Here is a 15,865-nt window from a genome sequence, read left to right as displayed (position 1 = left end):
GGATTCTCCATGGGCGCAAGCATTCTCACCGCGCGGAACCTCAGCAAAGTGGTTCCCAGCGCGGAAGGTGAACTGACTATCCTGCACGAACTGAGCCTGGAACTGAACAAGGGCGATAGCCTGGCTATCGTCGGCAGCTCCGGTTCCGGTAAATCCACCCTCCTCGGTCTGCTCGCCGGCCTCGACCTGCCCAGCAGCGGTGAAGTCACCCTCGCCGGCCAGGCGCTCAGCACCCTCGACGAAGACCAGCGCGCGCGCATCCGTGCCGAACACGTGGGCTTTGTGTTCCAGTCGTTCCAACTGCTCGACAGCCTCAATGCGCTGGAGAACGTCATGCTGCCGCTGGAGCTGGATGGCCGCAAGGACGCCCGCGAACGCGCCAGACACCTGCTGGAGCGCGTGGGCCTCGGCCAGCGCCTGACCCACTCCCCACGCCAGCTTTCCGGGGGCGAACAGCAACGGGTAGCGATTGCCCGCGCCTTTGCCGCCGAACCGGACGTGCTGTTTGCCGATGAGCCCACCGGCAACCTCGACAGCCACACCGGCGAGCGCATCAGCGACCTGCTGTTCGAGCTCAATAAAGAAAGCGGCACGACCCTGGTGCTGGTTACCCATGACGAGCGCCTGGCTCATCGTTGCCGACGCCTGATCCGCCTTGAAGCCGGCCTGATGGTCGCCCCCCTGGAGCCTTGATGGCACGTTTGCCGCTGTTGCGCCTGTTCAGCCTTGCCCTGCGCCAATTACTGCGTGATGCCCGCGCCGGCGAATTGCGTGTGTTGTTCTTCGCCCTGTTGGTGGCCGTGGCCGCCAGCACCGCCATCGGTTATTTCGGCGCCCGCCTCAACGGCGCCATGCTGTTGCGCGCCACGGAGTTCCTCGGCGCCGACCTGGTACTCGAAGGCAGCTCACCGGCCCGCCCCGAACAAATCAGATCCGGGACCGAACTGGGCCTGGATCACGCCCGTGTGGTTGAGTTTTCCAGCGTCATTGCCACCGATAATGGTATCCAGCTCTCCAGCATCAAGGCGGTCAACGAGCAGTATCCGCTACGCGGTCAACTCAAGAGCGCAGCAGCCCCCTTTGGGGACGAAACCCCGGGCGGCGGGCCGAAACCCGGTGAAGCCTGGGTCGAGTCGCGGCTGCTGACGGCACTGGACCTGAACGTCGGCGACACTATCGATGTGGGTATGAAGACCTTGCGCCTGGCACGCGTACTGACCTACGAGCCGGATCGCGCCGGCAACTTCTATAGCCTGACGCCCAGGGTGATGATCAACCTGGCGGACCTGGACGCCACCGGCGTAGTCCAGCCAGGCAGTCGCGTCAGCTACCGCGAGTTGTGGCGTGGCCCGCAGGCCAGCACCGCGCTGCAAACCTATCGTGACCTGATCAAGCCGGGGCTCGCTGCCAACCAGCGTCTTCAGGATTCACGGGACGGCAACCAGCAGATCGGCGGCGCCCTGGGCAAAGCCGAGCGCTACCTGAACATGGCCAGCCTGGTGGCCGTGCTGTTGGCCGGCGTCGCCGTGGCCCTGTCGGCCAACCGCTTTGCCACCCGCCGTTTCGACGCCAGTGCGTTGCTACGTTGCCTTGGGTTATCGCGACTCGAGGCCATGTTGCTGTTCAGCCTGCAATTGAGCGTACTGGGGTTGCTGGCGAGCCTGGCCGGCGCCCTGCTCGGTTGGCTGGCACAGTTTGGCCTGTTCTATTTCCTGCACGACCTGTTGCCGGCGGATGTTCCGCCTGGTGGACTGTTGCCGGCCATTGCCGGGATCGGCACCGGGCTGGTTGCTCTCGCGGGATTCGCGCTGCCACCGTTGGCCGCCCTCGGTCGCGTACCGCCGCTGCGAGTGCTGAGGCGCGACCTGCTGCCTATCCCGTCCAGCACCTGGATGGTCTACGGCGCCGCGTTGTTCGCCCTGGGCCTGATCATGTGGCGCCTGAGCCTCGACCTGGTGCTGACCTTCGCCCTGCTGGGCGGCGGCGTGGTCGCCGCGCTGGTTCTGGGGGGCTTGCTTCTGCTGCTGTTGCAGAGCCTGCGACGCCTGTTGGCCCGGGCGTCCCTGCCGTGGCGCCTGGGCCTGGGCCAATTGCTGCGCCACCCGCTGGCGGCGGCGGGCCAGTCCCTGGCGTTCGGCCTGATCCTGTTGTCCATGGGCTTGATCGCCCTGCTGCGTGGCGAATTGCTGGACACCTGGCAAAACCAGCTGCCCAAGGACGCCCCCAACTATTTCGCCCTGAATATCCTGCCGGCCGATAAGGACGCCTTTGGTGCCCGCCTGCTGGAAGTGCAGGCGCAATCCGCGCCGCTGTACCCGGTCGTGCCAGGTCGGTTGATCAGTATCAATGGCGAGCCGGTACAGGAAATAGTCAGCAAGGACTCCAGCGGTGACCGCGCCGTACAACGCGACTTGAGCCTGACCTGGGCCGCCGACCTGCCGCCGGGCAATACCCTGACCGAAGGCTCATGGTGGTCGCAACAACCCCCCGATGGAATGCCCGGAGTCTCGGTAGAAGCCAAGGTCGCGCAGAGCCTCAAGCTCAAGTTGAACGATCACCTGGTGTTCACCATCGCCGGGGAAAACCGTGAGGCGCGGGTTGCCAGCCTGCGAACCATCAACTGGGATAACTTCCAGCCGAACTTCTTCATGATTTTCCAACCGGGAACCTTGACGGACCTGCCGGCCACCTACCTGACCAGCTTCTACCTCGCGCCAGGGCATGATCAGCAGATCGTTGATCTGTCCCGCGCCTTCCCGGCGGTGACCATCCTGCAGGTCGAGGCGCTGCTGGAGCAACTGCGCAGCATCCTCGCCCAAGTGACACTGGCGGTGGAGTACGTGTTGTTGTTTGTGCTGGCCGCTGGGATGGCGGTGCTGTTCTCCGGCCTGCAAGCCACCTTGGATGAGCGTATTCGCCAAGGTGCACTGCTCCGGGCACTGGGCGCGGAGCGCAAGCTGCTGGTCAAGGCGCGGCGCATCGAGTTTGGCTTGCTGGGCGCAGTCAGCGGCTTGCTGGCGGCACTGGGTACCGAGTTGGTGACGTGGGTGCTGTACCGCTATGCCTTCGACCTGGCCTGGCAACCGCACCCCTGGCTGTTGCTGCTGCCTGTGATCGGCGCCGCATTGATCGGCGGTGCCGGGGTGTTCGGCACGCGCCGTGCGCTGAATGCCAGCCCGCTGACGGTTTTGCGCGAGGGCTGAGCGGTCCATGACCCGCCTGCCTCACGGGGGGCGGGTCAATGTCGCTTACTTCACGTACTCGATAGCGGTGATCCACCAGCACACCTCACCTCCCGGGGTCTGCACAATGGCCTCATCGTCGACTTCCTTGCGCAGCAGCGCACGGGCCATTGGTGAATCGATGGAAATATAGTCCATCCGATCATAAATCTCGTCATAGCCGACGATACGAAAACGCTTGGTCTCGCCCTGTTCGTTTTCAATCTCGACCCAGGCGCCGAAAAACACCTTCCCTTCCTGCTCGGGCATGTACTCCACCACACGCATGTCTTCCAGGCGCTTGCGCAAGTAACGCACCCGCCGGTCGATTTCGCGCAGCAGCTTCTTGTTGTACTGGTAGTCGGCGTTCTCGCTGCGATCCCCCAGGGAAGCAGCCCATGTCACCTTGCGCGTGGTATCCGGGCGCTTTTCGCGCCACAGGTAATCCAACTCTTTCTTCAGCGCTTCATGACCTTCTTTGGTTATCAGCTTGGTACTCAAACGCATGCATCCCCAGGCAATGTCCATAGGTACCGATAAGGCAGGAAATCACATCCAGGCGTCGGTTCGCTGGCGCTGATGATAAATGAACCCAGGAAAGTAGCCAGGCCTGTCTAGCTATCCAACGTCTGATCCAGTTCAAGCAGCACGCCCCGCAAGCTCTGGCGTAAACTCGAGACTTGCGAGGTCATCACCTTCAGGGCTTCGGTCCGCTGACTGACTGCCAGGGACTGGTCATGCAGTTGAGCGGTGCGCTGCTCCAGATCCCGGACCCTTTCATCCAACTGGGTTTGCTCCTGCTGCAAGCGGGCCTGCCATTGATCAAGCGCGGTTTCCCTCTCCGACGCAGCGAGTTTCTGTTGGGCCAGCTCCTGAGCAACACGAGCCAGGTTGGTCAGCGTACTGCCTACTTCAAACAAGTGGTCGTCGTCCGCGGGCGCCGAAAGCTTCGGCTGCGCCGGGGCGCTTGGCTCATTCAGGACAACAGGTACATCCTGGACAATGGCCACAGGCGCGTCGACCAACATCTGCCGGGGCTCTTCTACGACAGGTTCAGGTACGGGAAGCGGAGTAGGCTCGGGTGGATTCGCCCCCCTGACAGATGAACTCATTTTCGATGAGAAACGAATGGAAGGCACAATTAATGAAGCACTTTCGATTGCCGGCAGCACCGGCGCAGACATTCCCAGGGAGATCACTTTCATCACCAGGGCCTTCTTGATGATCACCGAATGATGCTCTTCGGGCCTCGCAGGCGGCAGCTTGCAGCCTTTTAAATCGATAAAATGATAAGGCACCTGAGTTTCGGTAACACCCGCTTTAGTGCCTGCCGCCGCCGAGGTGAGAATTTGCTTGAAAACATGCATTGCCACATGCAGGTCCTCCTTGGACTCCACTCCCCCCAGAAAATACCGATCAAGTTTTTTGCGCAAGGCGGCGACATACACCCTGGAACTCGCCGGCTCAACCTCTTCATCCAAGCTATAAACAAGAAAGTTGGAGGCAATCTGGCCTACAGCAAACCCACAGAGCAATGCACCGTTAACCGGAGCATCTTGACCATCGCGTTCAAGAACAAGGGTACGTAGAAGCATCATGGTGATCGGGCCTCATTACAAAATTCGAAAAGTCTCTATAACCTTCAGACCATCACTCAATAATTAAAGGTTAAAAACACAAAACAATTGTTTCAGCGACGTGCCTAGCGCGCACGTAGGACTTTTCCTATTAATGCTGAGCGGCGTTCCCAAAAACAGATATTGCTCGTACCCTTTTCAAACTCTCCCTCCACGACCACACCACGCTAAATGATCGAAATCATCAACCTGACAAAACATTTAAACAATAAGAAAATAATCAGCGATTTTTCATTCAGCGCAAACAAACAGGAATGCCTGGGACTATTCGGAGAAAATCCTACAGTTAAAACGGCCCTTCTCGACGTAATATCGGGCTCGACCACGCCTTCCAGCGGGCATATAAAAATCCAAGGCTTCAATACTAAAGCCCATCCATTAAGAGCAAAAAAACTTATCGGCTACCAACTTCACAGATGCGTCAGTCATCCTACGATGTCGGTTAAAGAATTCCTTGACTACATCGCGGCCATTCGCGGACTGCGCGGCACCGAAAAACGCGCACAGGTGGACTATGCCGCTACGCAACTGGAGTTGTTGCCGGTGCTCAACGCTCCCCTCGAGGCTCTCTCCATCGGTTTGAAGCGCAAAGTCACCATTGCCCAGGCCATCCTGCACACCCCTGCCTTGCTATTACTGGATGAACCGACCGAGGGGCTGGCACCTGATCAGAAATACAAATTCAGGAGCCTCATCCAGTCATTGACGCAAGAAATGACCGTGATCGTCGCTTCCCGACACTGCGATGAATTATCCGAACTCTGTACGCGCGCCCTGGTTATCGCAGGTGATCGCCTGGTGGCCGATACCCCCATGCCAGATCTGCAACGCGACTCTCGCCATTTCCAGGCGGTCACCCTCGCCGCAGATGCCCCCTTGGACCTGCTGGCTCTCGCCGTACTGCCGGGGGTGGCAGGCATCGAAGAACATCGGCATGCACCCGGCACGGTGACCGTCCTGGCCATGCCGGGGCACACCATCTACCCCCATATCAATACGCTCATTGCCAATCGTCGCTGGAAAATCAACTCACTGAGCCTGGAGCCTGGTCGCCTCAGCGACGTAGTTCATTATCTGAGCCGAGAGACCCCCCTTTGAAACTGCTGCCCGTCATATTCAAGCGTCAACTCGTCCACTATGCCGGTACACCCGGCACCTATCTGAGCATTGCCATTTTTTCAGTACTGTCCGTGGCATTGGGGTTGCAAATGAGCGCCTGGCCAGAACAGGACAGCAGTCACTTGCAGGTTTTCTTCCAGCTACACCCCTGGCTCTATTTATTGCTGATTCCAGTACTGGCGGCACAACTCTGGTCGGACGAGTCCAATGCCGGTTTTCTCGACCTGATGAAAACATTACCCATCACCACGTTTGAATGGGTTATCGGCAAATTTCTAGCAGCCTGGGTCGTGGCGGCCACAGCCCTGATATTGACCTTCCCTCTCGTGATCATTGCCAACTACCTGGGAGTGGCGGACAACAGCGTTATTGCCTCGCAATTTATATCGAGCTGGCTGCTGGCGGGCAGTTATCTAGCCGTCGGCTGTTTTATTTTCACACTGGTGCGGCAACGCACTGCCCTTTTCATACTGACTGTGGGCTTTATGCTTATCGTCAGCGCATTCTCTTATTTACTCGATGCACTTGAACATCAAGCCCCCACCTGGGCGGTGGACAGTCTGGTCTCCCTCAGCCCTTTTTCGAGGTACAGCGCTATCGACAATGGAAAGTTCACGCTTCGTGACATGCTTTACTTCATCAGCATGATCTTGGCCTTTCTCGCAGCGACGACCGTCACTCTCAACTATAGACACAGCTGAGAAGGAAAGCCCTCCATGCGACCTACTCTGCGCACCGGCATGACACTCACTGTTATCCTGTTACTATTCCTGGCGTTTAACTTAGTTTGGGTAGGAAAAATTCCAAATATCCGATGGGACTTCTCACAAGGAAAAACGCATACCCTATCGCCTCAAGTACGACAGTTACTCGCGTCATTGGAAAACCCTGTGGATTTGTATTATTTCAATGCCCATGACAGCCCTGGACGAAGCTACACCTTGAAACGCTATGGCAAGCGCATCGAAGACCGGTTGATGGAGTACGAAAAAGCAGCAAAAGGCATGATCAACCTGCACCTTATTGATCCCATACCTTTTTCAGAGGACGCCTACAAAGCCAGATTGTTTGGCCTCGACGACAATGCGGGATTCATGGGCCTGATCGGCACCCGAGCCGGCTATGGAGCGCAACGCATCGAATCATTCAGCCTGGATCGTGAGCCATTGCTCGAATATGAAATCAGTCATTTGATCTACAAGTTGCAGCATCCGGAGCGCCCCGCTATCGGACTGCTGTCAGGGCTGGCGATGGGAGAATCCGCGGACCGATTGTTGAAGGCACTGCAGCGACATTTCAATCTGGTCAATCTGGGAGCAACCACCGAGCGCGTGCCGGAACAGGTCAAGACGCTCATGGTCGTGCATCCACAGGCGCTGCCTGAGCAATCGTTATATGCGGTTGAACAATTTGTCTTAAAGGGCGGTAAATTGATGGCATTTATCGACCCGTTTAGCGAGCAAAGCTCGAACACCCCATCCGCCAATACCCGACTGACTGATTTGCTTGCCGCTTGGGGAATACAGATGCCGGCGAACAAGTTTCTGCTCGATCACCGCTACGCGGCGTCGCACACACCAGTGAAAGGGAAGTTCACAGTGCAGCATCCGGGCAGGTTGATCCTGCCCCGGCAGGCAATGAACACAGGCGATCCGAGCACCTGGAAATTGAATAACGTGACGGTATCAAGCAGCGGCGTGCTGTTTCGCCGCCAGAAAGGCCGCACGACCCTGACCCCTCTCCTGCAAAGCTCCCTGCAATCCGAGTTGCAGGAAACCGACCGGCTTGCCTCAGCAACCGAGCTTGATTCAACGGCCGATGAGGCCTCCAGCCAAACACAACGCCATGTGATTGCAGCCCGTATAGAGGGGCCTGCCTATTCAGCATTCCTCGATGGCGTGGAAGGACAGCCGGCAGCTGTGCAAAAAGCGGCGCAGATCCATGTGGTGGTAGTCGCCGACACTGATTTGCTCACGGATCAAGTCAATAGCCCAGCGCCCGACAGCAACACATTGTTTATCTTGAATACGCTGGATAACTTGTCCGCCGGTGATGTACTGACCAATATTCGCCCGCACGCGTCGGCGCAAAGATCGCCAAACAGGCTGGAACGGATGCGCGACAGCGCCGTACACGCCTACACGCAGAAGGCGACTGAATTGGAACAACGCCTGCTACGGACAGAATATGAATGGCAAATGCTGCGCCCAACGGAGGTGCAGCTCGGCTCCCAGACCGTGGACACCACCACCCAATTGGTTGCACTCAACAAAGAGCGACTGCGCTTGCCAATGGAATTACATGCCTTGAAAGCCGAGGCATACGCGCAAGTACGTCGCCTGGAGTTCGCCATAAAAATGCTCGTGGCACTGGCGATACCCCTGATGTTATGCCTGGTTGCCTGGGTGGTTTTCCTGTGCAATCGACGGCGTCGACTACAGGCGGGCGTCGCGCTCTACTGAGTTCAACGCCTGGCAATCAGCCCCTGCCGGGCAATGCGGGTCAATTGTCGGATGACTTCCTGCGCGTCGCTCGCGCTGGGGGCCTGGATAACCGCAAGATCGAAGCTGTTATTCGCAAACCGGGCAAGAGAATCGCCATCTTCCACAAACTGAATCAAGAATGCCGATGGCCGCCCGCTGCGACGTGGCCACCCGTCCAGATAACGTAAGAGCGTAGGCTGATGCTTGCCGCCCAGGAGGATTTTTGGATTGCGTTGGGTGAGGTCCGCGGTGATCGGGGCCAGGCGTATCAGGGGGCGTAGTGCATTCATCGTGTCGTGTCTCTGCCTCAAAAGTCTGCGGGCAGGTGAGAGGCAACACCGAACCAGCGCTTTAGCGGTATTTCGAAGTTGCCTCCCCAGGGGAGAACAGGCTTCTGTCGGGCCCTATTGATGAGACCCAGTGGCGCCCCGCAATTAGCTGTTTAAATCGGCGCATGGGCAGCATCCTAGAGAAGCCGGTGGGGCGGTGTCAAGAATCCCGAGCAACGAAAAGGCCCACACAGTGGTGGGCCTTTTCAGAGTTTTGTGCCGGTGTCAGTTGGCGATGGCGCGGTCGGCAGACAGTTTGCCAGCACCTTCCAGCAGCACCGCCAGGGAGCCGCCCAGCAGGGCCAGTGCGAACTCATAACCGTTGTTGGCCATGAACAAGCCGTTATGGATATGCACCGAGAAGATCGCCACCAGCGACAGAATGGTCAGGCCCAATGCCGCCGGGCGTACCAGCAAACCGATGATCAGTGCCAGGCCGGCAAAGAACTCGGTTCCGCCCGACAGCAGCGCCATCAGGGTACCCGGCGCCAGGCCAATGCTTTCCATCCACTGGGCGGTGCCCGCCAGGCCATAGCCGCCAAACCAACCGAAGAGTTTTTGCGAACCATGGGCGGCAAAGATGATGCCGACGACGATGCGCAGGATGGTCAGGCCGTAGCCGGCACGAGTGGACAGTACGCTTTTGATCATTGGGCTCATGGGGGTGGATCCTTTTCGAAGTAGGGGTTGGTTGGCCGCTATATTAATCAGTTTAAGTAATGATAAAAGCCGAAAAAATGCCTGATTAACATCGAAAAAATAGATTATTTCGAGGCGATTTTCGGCGCCGGCGGTTCCAGGGACTCTCGCTCCCGATCAAACGCCAAGTAGTACTTGTTGACGCTATTAACATAGCTGACGCCCCCCATCCCCACCTGCTCCATGGCGATGCGTTCCACCTGGAAGAACCATTGGTTTGGATTCAGGCCCCGGCGCCTGGCCTCGGTGCGCATGCCCTGCACCCGCTCCGGCCCCATGTTGTATGCAGCCAATACGAAGGCCATGCGCTCGCGCTCGTTGAGCTTGGGGCTGGCGAAGAATTTACGACGGATCAACGCCAGGTAACGCGCGCCGGCCTGCACATTGCTGTCGAGACTTTCGATGTTGTTGACGCCCACCCGCTGCGCTGCCGAAGGGGTGATCTGCATCAGGCCCGTAGGGCCGCCGCTGTTGCGCGCACCCGGGTCAAAAGCCGACTCCTTGAACGCCAGCGCCGCGAGGTTCAGCCAGTCCATGCCTTGCTCACGGGCGTGCTTTTGCAATACCGGGCGCAGTTTTTCCAAGCGCTGGCGGTCGACACGGGCCAGTGGGTTGCGCACCTGGTAGAGGCGCCGATAGATGCGTTGGAATGCCACATCCTGGTCGGACGGCGTGCGATAGGTCTTGAGAAATCGATCAATACTGGCCCGCAGCATCGAGGCGTCCTGGCGCACAAACCAGTACTCATCGCCCGGTTCGCTGATTGCCACCTGCTTGTCGAAGCGCAACTTGGGCAGGATCTTCGACCAGCGCTCAGCAATCGGCTTCTCGACAATAGTCAGGTGAAAAATACCCGCCTGGACCATCTCCAGCACATCCTCCACCGCCAGGGTCGGGTCCACCCATTCCACCTTGACCGGCGGCTGTTTGTGCAAGGCCAGTTTCTGGTTGACCTGGCTGATGGCATCCGCCGCCGCGCTGCCGGTGGTCAGCGCCAGGGTGCGCCCGGATAGCTGCTCCAGCTTGGTAAACCGCCGCTCACCCTTCACCCCCACCAGCCATAACGGCACACCGCTGGCGATCGGATCGCTGGTGCTGATCTTGTGTGCGGCCTTCACATCCAGCAATTCACCGGGGGCCACCAGGTCACCTTCGCCACGGGCGAGTGCGCCGAGCAGTTGGTCCTTGGCCTTGGGAATGATCTTGAGGTTGATTTCCTGGCCATCACGGGCGTGGCCATTGAGGTATTGCTCGAACGCACGCAGGCGATGGTATTCGACACCGATGGCCTGGCCCTGGACCTCGCCGGAACTGTTACGGCTCTGGTTGACCAATACACGCAGGGTGCGACTCGAGCGAATCTCCGCCAGATCGCGCACCTTGCCGGGCCTGGTCACTTCCAGCGGCCCGTCCAGACGTGCGAGCGCCGCCGCGGGCAGCAGCAGCGTCAGGCACAACATAAGCAACGCCGAGGGTCGGATCATCCGCTCTCCGGAAAGAATACTGGCCAACACCCTCGCGAAAAACGAGGCGTTGGGGGTCAGATACAGAGCGCTTTAAGCGCTGGCAAGACGCGCAACGGTGGCACAGTGCAAGGCGTGCAGCCAACCACGATGTCACTTGCGACGTTCAAAGACAGCTATAACTCGTTGTAGTTCTTCGTTTTTCTTATAAATCTACAGCTCTGATATGCTTTCCGGCCGCAGGCGGAGATAGCACCATGCAACTCATTGATATCGGCGTCAACCTGACCAACCCCAGTTTCGACGAGAAGCACCAGGCCGTTCTCGACCGCGCCTATGCCACCGGGGTGCAACAATTGGTGCTCACCGGCACCAGCGTCGACGGCAGCGAACAGGCCTTGGAACTGTGCGTCAACCTCGATGACAGCGGCCAACGCCTGTTCAGCACGGCCGGCATCCACCCCCACTCCGCCAGCGATTGGAACGGCGATAGCACCAGGCGCCTGCGCGGTTTACTCAGCGAAAGCCGCGTACGTGCGGTGGGCGAATGCGGGCTGGATTTCAATCGGGATTTCTCTCCGCGCCCGCAACAGGAAAAAGTCCTCGAAGAGCACTTGGCTCTGGCGGTTGAGCTCAAACTGCCGGTGTTTCTCCACGAGCGCGACGCCAACCAGCGCCTGCTGGAGATCCTCAAGGACTACCGCGACCACCTGAGCGCCGCCGTGGTGCATTGCTTCACCGGCGAACAACCGGCGCTGTTCAGCTACCTCGATCTCGATTTGCACATTGGCATTACCGGCTGGATCTGTGATGAACGCCGTGGGACGCACCTGCATCCGTTGGTCAGGGAAATTCCCCGTGGTCGTCTGATGCTGGAGAGCGATGCGCCCTACCTGCTGCCGCGCACCCTGCGTCCAAAGCCGAAAAACGGCCGTAACGAACCCGCCTACCTACCGGAAGTGCTGCGCGAAGTCGCCCTGCATCGCAACGAAACGGCCGAGGACCTGGCTCAGCACAGCACCGCCTGTGCCCGCGCGTTTTTTGGGCTGCCTGCCGTGGATTGATGCGGTGCATTGACCCATGTCAAAACCGCTTTGCTGAGTAGCGGCACAATAATGGCACCTTGCCAATGCTGTTTCCGCTATCAGAGAAAACCTTCCATGGGTGCCTGGCTTAGCAATATCTCGCTGAAATACAAATTCTGGGCCGTCAACGCGGTCGCCTTTATCACGACCCTGCTCCTGGTGCTGTACGCCGTGCATCTCGAACAGCAATCGCGCAGCCATGCGTCCCAGGCTTCGGCACAGGCCCAGGCGCAATTGCTCGGTGCCTGGCCGGCCGACAAGGCCCTGCCCAATAGCGAGCACTGGCTGACGTTTGCCCGCGGCCAAGTCCCACAGCTGGCCGATCAGGATCTGTCAGCCCTGAGCAGCAACACGGGTTGGGTCGAACTCAACCCCATGCCGCTGTTCGGCGAAAACACGCTGATGGGCGCCGAAGTGATCGCCCGCCCTGATGGGCAATACATCGCCGTGCTCGCCCACGCCCCCAGCCTGAGCCAGGTATTCAGTGAACGCTTCGCCAACTATGCCGTGGCGGTGCTGATCCTGATGCTGGCGATGCTCTGCGCCTCGCAATTGCTGATCCGCTTCCTGCTCAGCCAACTCAACACCCTCAAGGACGTGATGCTGCACGTGGAGAAAACCGGCGACCTGTCGGCCCGCGTGCCGTTGGCCTGCAAGGATGAAGTCGGCCAGATGGCCAGCGCCTTCAATGCCATGCAAGCCGGTTATCAGCGCGTGGTCAGCACCGTGGCGCGCACCGCCAAGCTTCTGGACGAGGGTGCCGCTCGATTGGCCAGCAGCATGAACGAGGTACAACACGGCATGCTTGGCCAGCAAAGCGAGACCGACCAGGCCGCCACCGCCATCAACGAAATGACCGCCACCGTCTACCATATCGCTCAACATGCCGGTGCCACCCGCGACTTGTCCCAGGCCGCCGACACCCTCGCTGGCAGCGGTCAGGACGTGGTCACCCGCGTACAGCACTCAATCGCCGGCCTGTCTTCCGGCGTGCAACAGACCGCCGAAATGATCCAGAAACTGGCCGAGGACAGCCAGAAAATCAACAGCGTGGTCAGTGTGATCCACAGCATCGCCGAACAGACCAACCTGCTCGCCCTCAACGCCGCCATCGAAGCGGCTCGCGCCGGGGAAATGGGCCGTGGGTTTGCCGTGGTCGCCGACGAAGTGCGCAACCTGGCCAAGCGCGTGCAAAGCTCCACCGACGAAATCACCCGCATGGTCTCGGCTCTGCAGGCCGGCACCCGCGACGCGGTGGACTTCATGCAGGAAAGCTCGTTCAAGGCCGACGACTGCGTACAACAAGCCCTGGAAGCCGGCACAGCGCTCGCCGAAATCACCACCGCCGTGGCGCAAATGCGTGAAAGCAACACCCAGATCGCCGTCGCCGCCGAACAGCAAAGCCACGTGGCCGAAGAGATGAACCGCGCAGTGGTGAGCATTCGTGATGTGACCGAGAACACCGTGCAACAGACTGTGGATTCGGCGACCACCAGCAATGAGCTGGCAACGTTGGCTGGTGAGTTGAGAAAGGCGATTGGGCAACTGAAGCTGTAGGGCTTCTCCACCTGTAATCCGACTCCTACGATCGACTCTGCGTTTACCCGAAGTCTTGGCGAACCCTCCTAGCCGTCCTGGCGAATAGCGCCGACTTCTTTACCTGACGAACCTCTCCAAAGTCTCTCGCCTGATCATTCAGTGCGAGGGACCGCCGATGCACCTACCCGTTAATGCCCTGGTTGTCGGGGCTGCCTCTTGATTCCCGTCATTGCCAGCTTTGTCCTGGCCCCCATGGATGCCAAGGCGCCGGACGTTGAGCGCGTCTTTCGTGACTTTCGCGGTTGCCTGAATACCTTTGATGAGTGGGCCGAGGGGTTCTTGAGCGCTTCGGCACTGGAAGTGGATCAGGTGTTCAAAGTTGGGGAAGAGGTGGCGCTGGTGGCGCCGGCTTCCTCCAAAACCCCCAGTAACACCGTCGCCAGGTGCGATGCCCAGGGATCGCTGACCCTGGTGCATATGTTCGAAAGCACTCGGTTTGTACCGATCGGCAATACGCCGGTGATGCTGCAAGCCATTGCCCAGGACGGCAGCCCGCTCGGCGCACCACTCCATCGGACCATCGGTCCCAGCGGCATCCTCGAAATCACCGAGTGTGATCGCAACCAGCCGTACCGAATCAGTTTCTACCCCAACGTTTCCAGGGATCACGTCAAGGCGCTGTATGCGTCTTATCAATCGGTGATCGCGGGGTTGGAAAGTCGCCTGCGTGACGAATGGACCAAGACCTTCCAGCCCCAATGGAACGACTTCGCCAACGCCACGCCGCCCGAACGTAGCGCGATGCAAGGTTTGGCGTTTTCAAGCGGGATGGCCAAGGCGCTCTACAACCTGTGGGACAACGTTACGCAGCTGTATGACTTGCTGGCGGACCTCAAGGCCAACAGCCAGAAGTTGTTGGCCTACATCCCCCAGACTGAACTCGATGAACTGCTGAGGCTGGGCAACGACGCCATCGCAAAGGGGCTGTTGGTGCTCAGCGATGAGCCGCTGCTGTTTATCTACCTGTCGGCCATGGTCAGTTGGCTACGCCTGCTACCGCCGCCCGAGATGTATGAAGTGCTGGGCGAGATCACCGGTGAGGTACTGATCAATCTATTTCTGATCTGGGCGACCCGTGGCATGGGCGTGCAGATTCGCCTGGGCGCTCAGGTGCTGGGACATATCAAATCCGGACGAGCGCACAAGTGGCTGGAGAGGCTGGCTGATCAGTTGGTGGGGCCGACGTTGGACGCGCATGTCGAGGCGGTGAAGCCTTTGCTGCTCGGTGGCCCCGCGACAGCGATCAAGACTGTACCGGTTGCGCCGTTGAAGGCGGGGGAGCATGTGGTTTCGAACCCGGTGCCGGCGGTTCGCGGGAAGACTCAGCAGACGGTGTTGGTCAGGCAGGAGCCTGTCGATGATGTTCCGGTTTCAGGGAAGAATCCGAACGGGGATGCGACGGCATCTTCGGATAAGACCGTCACCAACGGCTGCCCGGTGTCGATGGTTACCGGGGAGGAATTGCTCACCCTCACCGACGGCACGTTGGATGGAATCTTGCCGTTCGAGTGGACACGGTTATATCGCACCAGTGCGGTGGAAGTGGATGTCGGGTTGGGGTTTGGCTGGAGTCATTCGCTGGCGCATCGGCTTTCTGTTTCAGGCGATTCGGTGGTGTGGACGGACCATGAGAATCGCAGTACTTCGTTTCCGATGCCGACCGTTGCTCGGCCTGCAATCACCAACAGCTTGGCCGAAGCAGCGATCTATTTGGGCGCATCGCCGGACGAACTGGTGCTGTCCCAGGCGTCGCGGTTTTATCACTTTCGCGACGGTGTGCTGGTCTCGATCAGTGATGCGTACGACAACCGGTTGCGGATTGCTCGGGATTTTCTGGGGCGGATTGAGCGGCTGGATAACGGTGCGGGGGGTGCGCTGTTCCTGAGCTATGCGTCGGGCCGCATCGTCGCGGTGGACTACCAGGTGCAGCGGGCCGAAGACCGTGGTCCGTATGTCTGGATTACTGAGCAGACCGTCGTTTCCTACGCCTATGACGACGCTGGCCGACTGGTCTCGGCGACCAATGCGGTAGGTGAAAGCGAGGTTTATCGCTACGACGATCAGCACGTGATTCTTGAGCGTGGACTGGCCGGTGGGGCGAGTTTCTTTTGGGAATGGGAACGGGCGGGCAAGGCTGCGCGATGTGTTCGGCATTGGGCCAGTTTTTCCCAGATGGATACGCGGTATGCCTGGGGGAACGACGGCCGTGTCACGCTGCACAACGCCGATG

At 59.3% G+C, this 15,865-nt stretch carries 13 protein-coding genes; 8 read left to right on the top strand and 5 right to left on the bottom strand.

The genetic code is table 11. The features are described from left to right. Positions 1 to 9: 9 nt before the first annotated feature. Both BFQ01_RS04910 and BFQ01_RS04905 read left to right on the top strand, forming a co-directional pair. Positions 10 to 693, top strand: coding sequence for an ABC transporter ATP-binding protein (locus BFQ01_RS04910; protein ID WP_005786391.1), 684 nt, complete (start codon positions 10 to 12; stop codon positions 691 to 693). Further along, complete coding sequence (locus BFQ01_RS04905) at positions 693 to 3,203, top strand: ABC transporter permease (protein ID WP_065924427.1); 2,511 nt, start codon at positions 693 to 695, stop codon at positions 3,201 to 3,203. Before BFQ01_RS04910 ends, BFQ01_RS04905 begins: the two co-directional genes overlap by 1 nt. Positions 3,204 to 3,248: 45 nt before the next feature. Here BFQ01_RS04905 and greB read toward each other — a convergent pair whose 3' ends face one another. Together greB and BFQ01_RS04895 are read right to left on the bottom strand one after the other, a co-directional pair. Further along, positions 3,249 to 3,722 carry a transcription elongation factor GreB gene (gene greB / locus BFQ01_RS04900; RefSeq protein WP_027606972.1) on the bottom strand — a complete coding sequence of 158 codons (474 nt, stop codon included), beginning with the start codon at positions 3,720 to 3,722 and terminating at the stop codon, positions 3,249 to 3,251. 113 nt (positions 3,723 to 3,835) lie between these two features. Then, positions 3,836 to 4,819 carry a hypothetical protein gene (locus BFQ01_RS04895; protein ID WP_027606971.1) on the bottom strand — a complete coding sequence of 328 codons (984 nt, stop codon included), beginning with the start codon at positions 4,817 to 4,819 and terminating at the stop codon, positions 3,836 to 3,838. Positions 4,820 to 5,029: 210 nt separating this feature from the next. Here BFQ01_RS04895 and BFQ01_RS04890 point away from each other — a divergent pair, with 210 nt between their 5' ends. From BFQ01_RS04890 to BFQ01_RS04880, 3 genes are read left to right on the top strand one after another with little or no spacing between them, the layout of a single operon-like run. Continuing rightward, positions 5,030 to 5,956 (top strand): ABC transporter ATP-binding protein, encoded by a 927-nt coding sequence (locus BFQ01_RS04890; RefSeq protein ID WP_065924426.1) that lies wholly within the window; start codon positions 5,030 to 5,032, stop codon positions 5,954 to 5,956. Then, complete coding sequence (locus BFQ01_RS04885; RefSeq protein WP_065924425.1) at positions 5,953 to 6,678, top strand: ABC transporter permease; 726 nt, start codon at positions 5,953 to 5,955, stop codon at positions 6,676 to 6,678. The genes BFQ01_RS04890 and BFQ01_RS04885 overlap by 4 nt, the downstream gene beginning before the upstream one ends. A 15-nt stretch (positions 6,679 to 6,693) precedes the next feature. Further along, the gene (locus tag BFQ01_RS04880) at positions 6,694 to 8,439 is read left to right on the top strand and encodes a Gldg family protein (RefSeq protein ID WP_065924424.1); all 1,746 of its coding nucleotides are present in this window, start codon (positions 6,694 to 6,696) and stop codon (positions 8,437 to 8,439) included. 2 nt (positions 8,440 to 8,441) lie between these two features. On the opposite strand, the gene BFQ01_RS04875 is transcribed toward BFQ01_RS04880, so the two are convergent. From BFQ01_RS04875 to BFQ01_RS04865, 3 genes are all read right to left on the bottom strand, one after another. Then, a complete protein-coding gene (locus BFQ01_RS04875) occupies positions 8,442 to 8,750 on the bottom strand; it encodes a hypothetical protein (protein ID WP_065924423.1) in 309 nt (102 codons plus the stop codon). Positions 8,751 to 9,014: 264 nt separating this feature from the next. Next, positions 9,015 to 9,449: a DoxX family protein gene (locus tag BFQ01_RS04870; RefSeq protein ID WP_027606966.1), complete on the bottom strand. Its 435-nt coding sequence runs from the start codon at positions 9,447 to 9,449 to the stop codon at positions 9,015 to 9,017. A gap of 104 nt (positions 9,450 to 9,553) precedes the next feature. Next, positions 9,554 to 10,972 carry a transglycosylase SLT domain-containing protein gene (locus tag BFQ01_RS04865; protein WP_065924422.1) on the bottom strand — a complete coding sequence of 473 codons (1,419 nt, stop codon included), beginning with the start codon at positions 10,970 to 10,972 and terminating at the stop codon, positions 9,554 to 9,556. Between the two features lie 236 nt (positions 10,973 to 11,208). Here BFQ01_RS04865 and BFQ01_RS04860 point away from each other — a divergent pair, with 236 nt between their 5' ends. The 3 genes from BFQ01_RS04860 to BFQ01_RS04850 form a co-directional block, all read left to right on the top strand. Beyond that, positions 11,209 to 12,015, top strand: a complete 807-nt coding sequence (locus tag BFQ01_RS04860; RefSeq protein ID WP_065924421.1) for a TatD family hydrolase — start codon at positions 11,209 to 11,211, stop codon at positions 12,013 to 12,015. 96 nt (positions 12,016 to 12,111) lie between these two features. Beyond that, positions 12,112 to 13,593 carry a methyl-accepting chemotaxis protein gene (locus BFQ01_RS04855; RefSeq protein ID WP_065924420.1) on the top strand — a complete coding sequence of 494 codons (1,482 nt, stop codon included), beginning with the start codon at positions 12,112 to 12,114 and terminating at the stop codon, positions 13,591 to 13,593. Between the two features lie 198 nt (positions 13,594 to 13,791). Further along, positions 13,792 to 15,865, top strand: a 2,074-nt coding sequence (locus BFQ01_RS04850) for an RHS repeat domain-containing protein (protein WP_176718735.1), incomplete at its 3' end; no start/stop codon positions are given.

It is taken from the genome of Pseudomonas sp. 8 R 14 (assembly GCF_900005955.1).
In the GTDB taxonomy this organism is placed as follows: Bacteria; Pseudomonadota; Gammaproteobacteria; order Pseudomonadales; family Pseudomonadaceae; genus Aquipseudomonas; species Aquipseudomonas marginalis.
Note: the sequence above shows the minus strand (reverse complement) of the source record. Positions and strands in the feature narration are given on the sequence as shown.

Coding starts and splice junctions, on each gene's coding strand:
- BFQ01_RS04855 (WP_065924420.1), top strand. CDS start 12,112: ATGGGTGCCTGGCTTAGCAATATCTCGCTGAAATACAAATTCTGGGCC.
- BFQ01_RS04865 (WP_065924422.1), bottom strand. CDS start 10,972: ATGATCCGACCCTCGGCGTTGCTTATGTTGTGCCTGACGCTGCTGCTG.
- BFQ01_RS04895 (WP_027606971.1), bottom strand. CDS start 4,819: ATGATGCTTCTACGTACCCTTGTTCTTGAACGCGATGGTCAAGATGCT.
- BFQ01_RS04910 (WP_005786391.1), top strand. CDS start 10: ATGGGCGCAAGCATTCTCACCGCGCGGAACCTCAGCAAAGTGGTTCCC.
- BFQ01_RS04860 (WP_065924421.1), top strand. CDS start 11,209: ATGCAACTCATTGATATCGGCGTCAACCTGACCAACCCCAGTTTCGAC.
- BFQ01_RS04875 (WP_065924423.1), bottom strand. CDS start 8,750: ATGAATGCACTACGCCCCCTGATACGCCTGGCCCCGATCACCGCGGAC.
- BFQ01_RS04905 (WP_065924427.1), top strand. CDS start 693: ATGGCACGTTTGCCGCTGTTGCGCCTGTTCAGCCTTGCCCTGCGCCAA.
- BFQ01_RS04880 (WP_065924424.1), top strand. CDS start 6,694: ATGCGACCTACTCTGCGCACCGGCATGACACTCACTGTTATCCTGTTA.
- BFQ01_RS04870 (WP_027606966.1), bottom strand. CDS start 9,449: ATGAGCCCAATGATCAAAAGCGTACTGTCCACTCGTGCCGGCTACGGC.
- BFQ01_RS04890 (WP_065924426.1), top strand. CDS start 5,030: ATGATCGAAATCATCAACCTGACAAAACATTTAAACAATAAGAAAATA.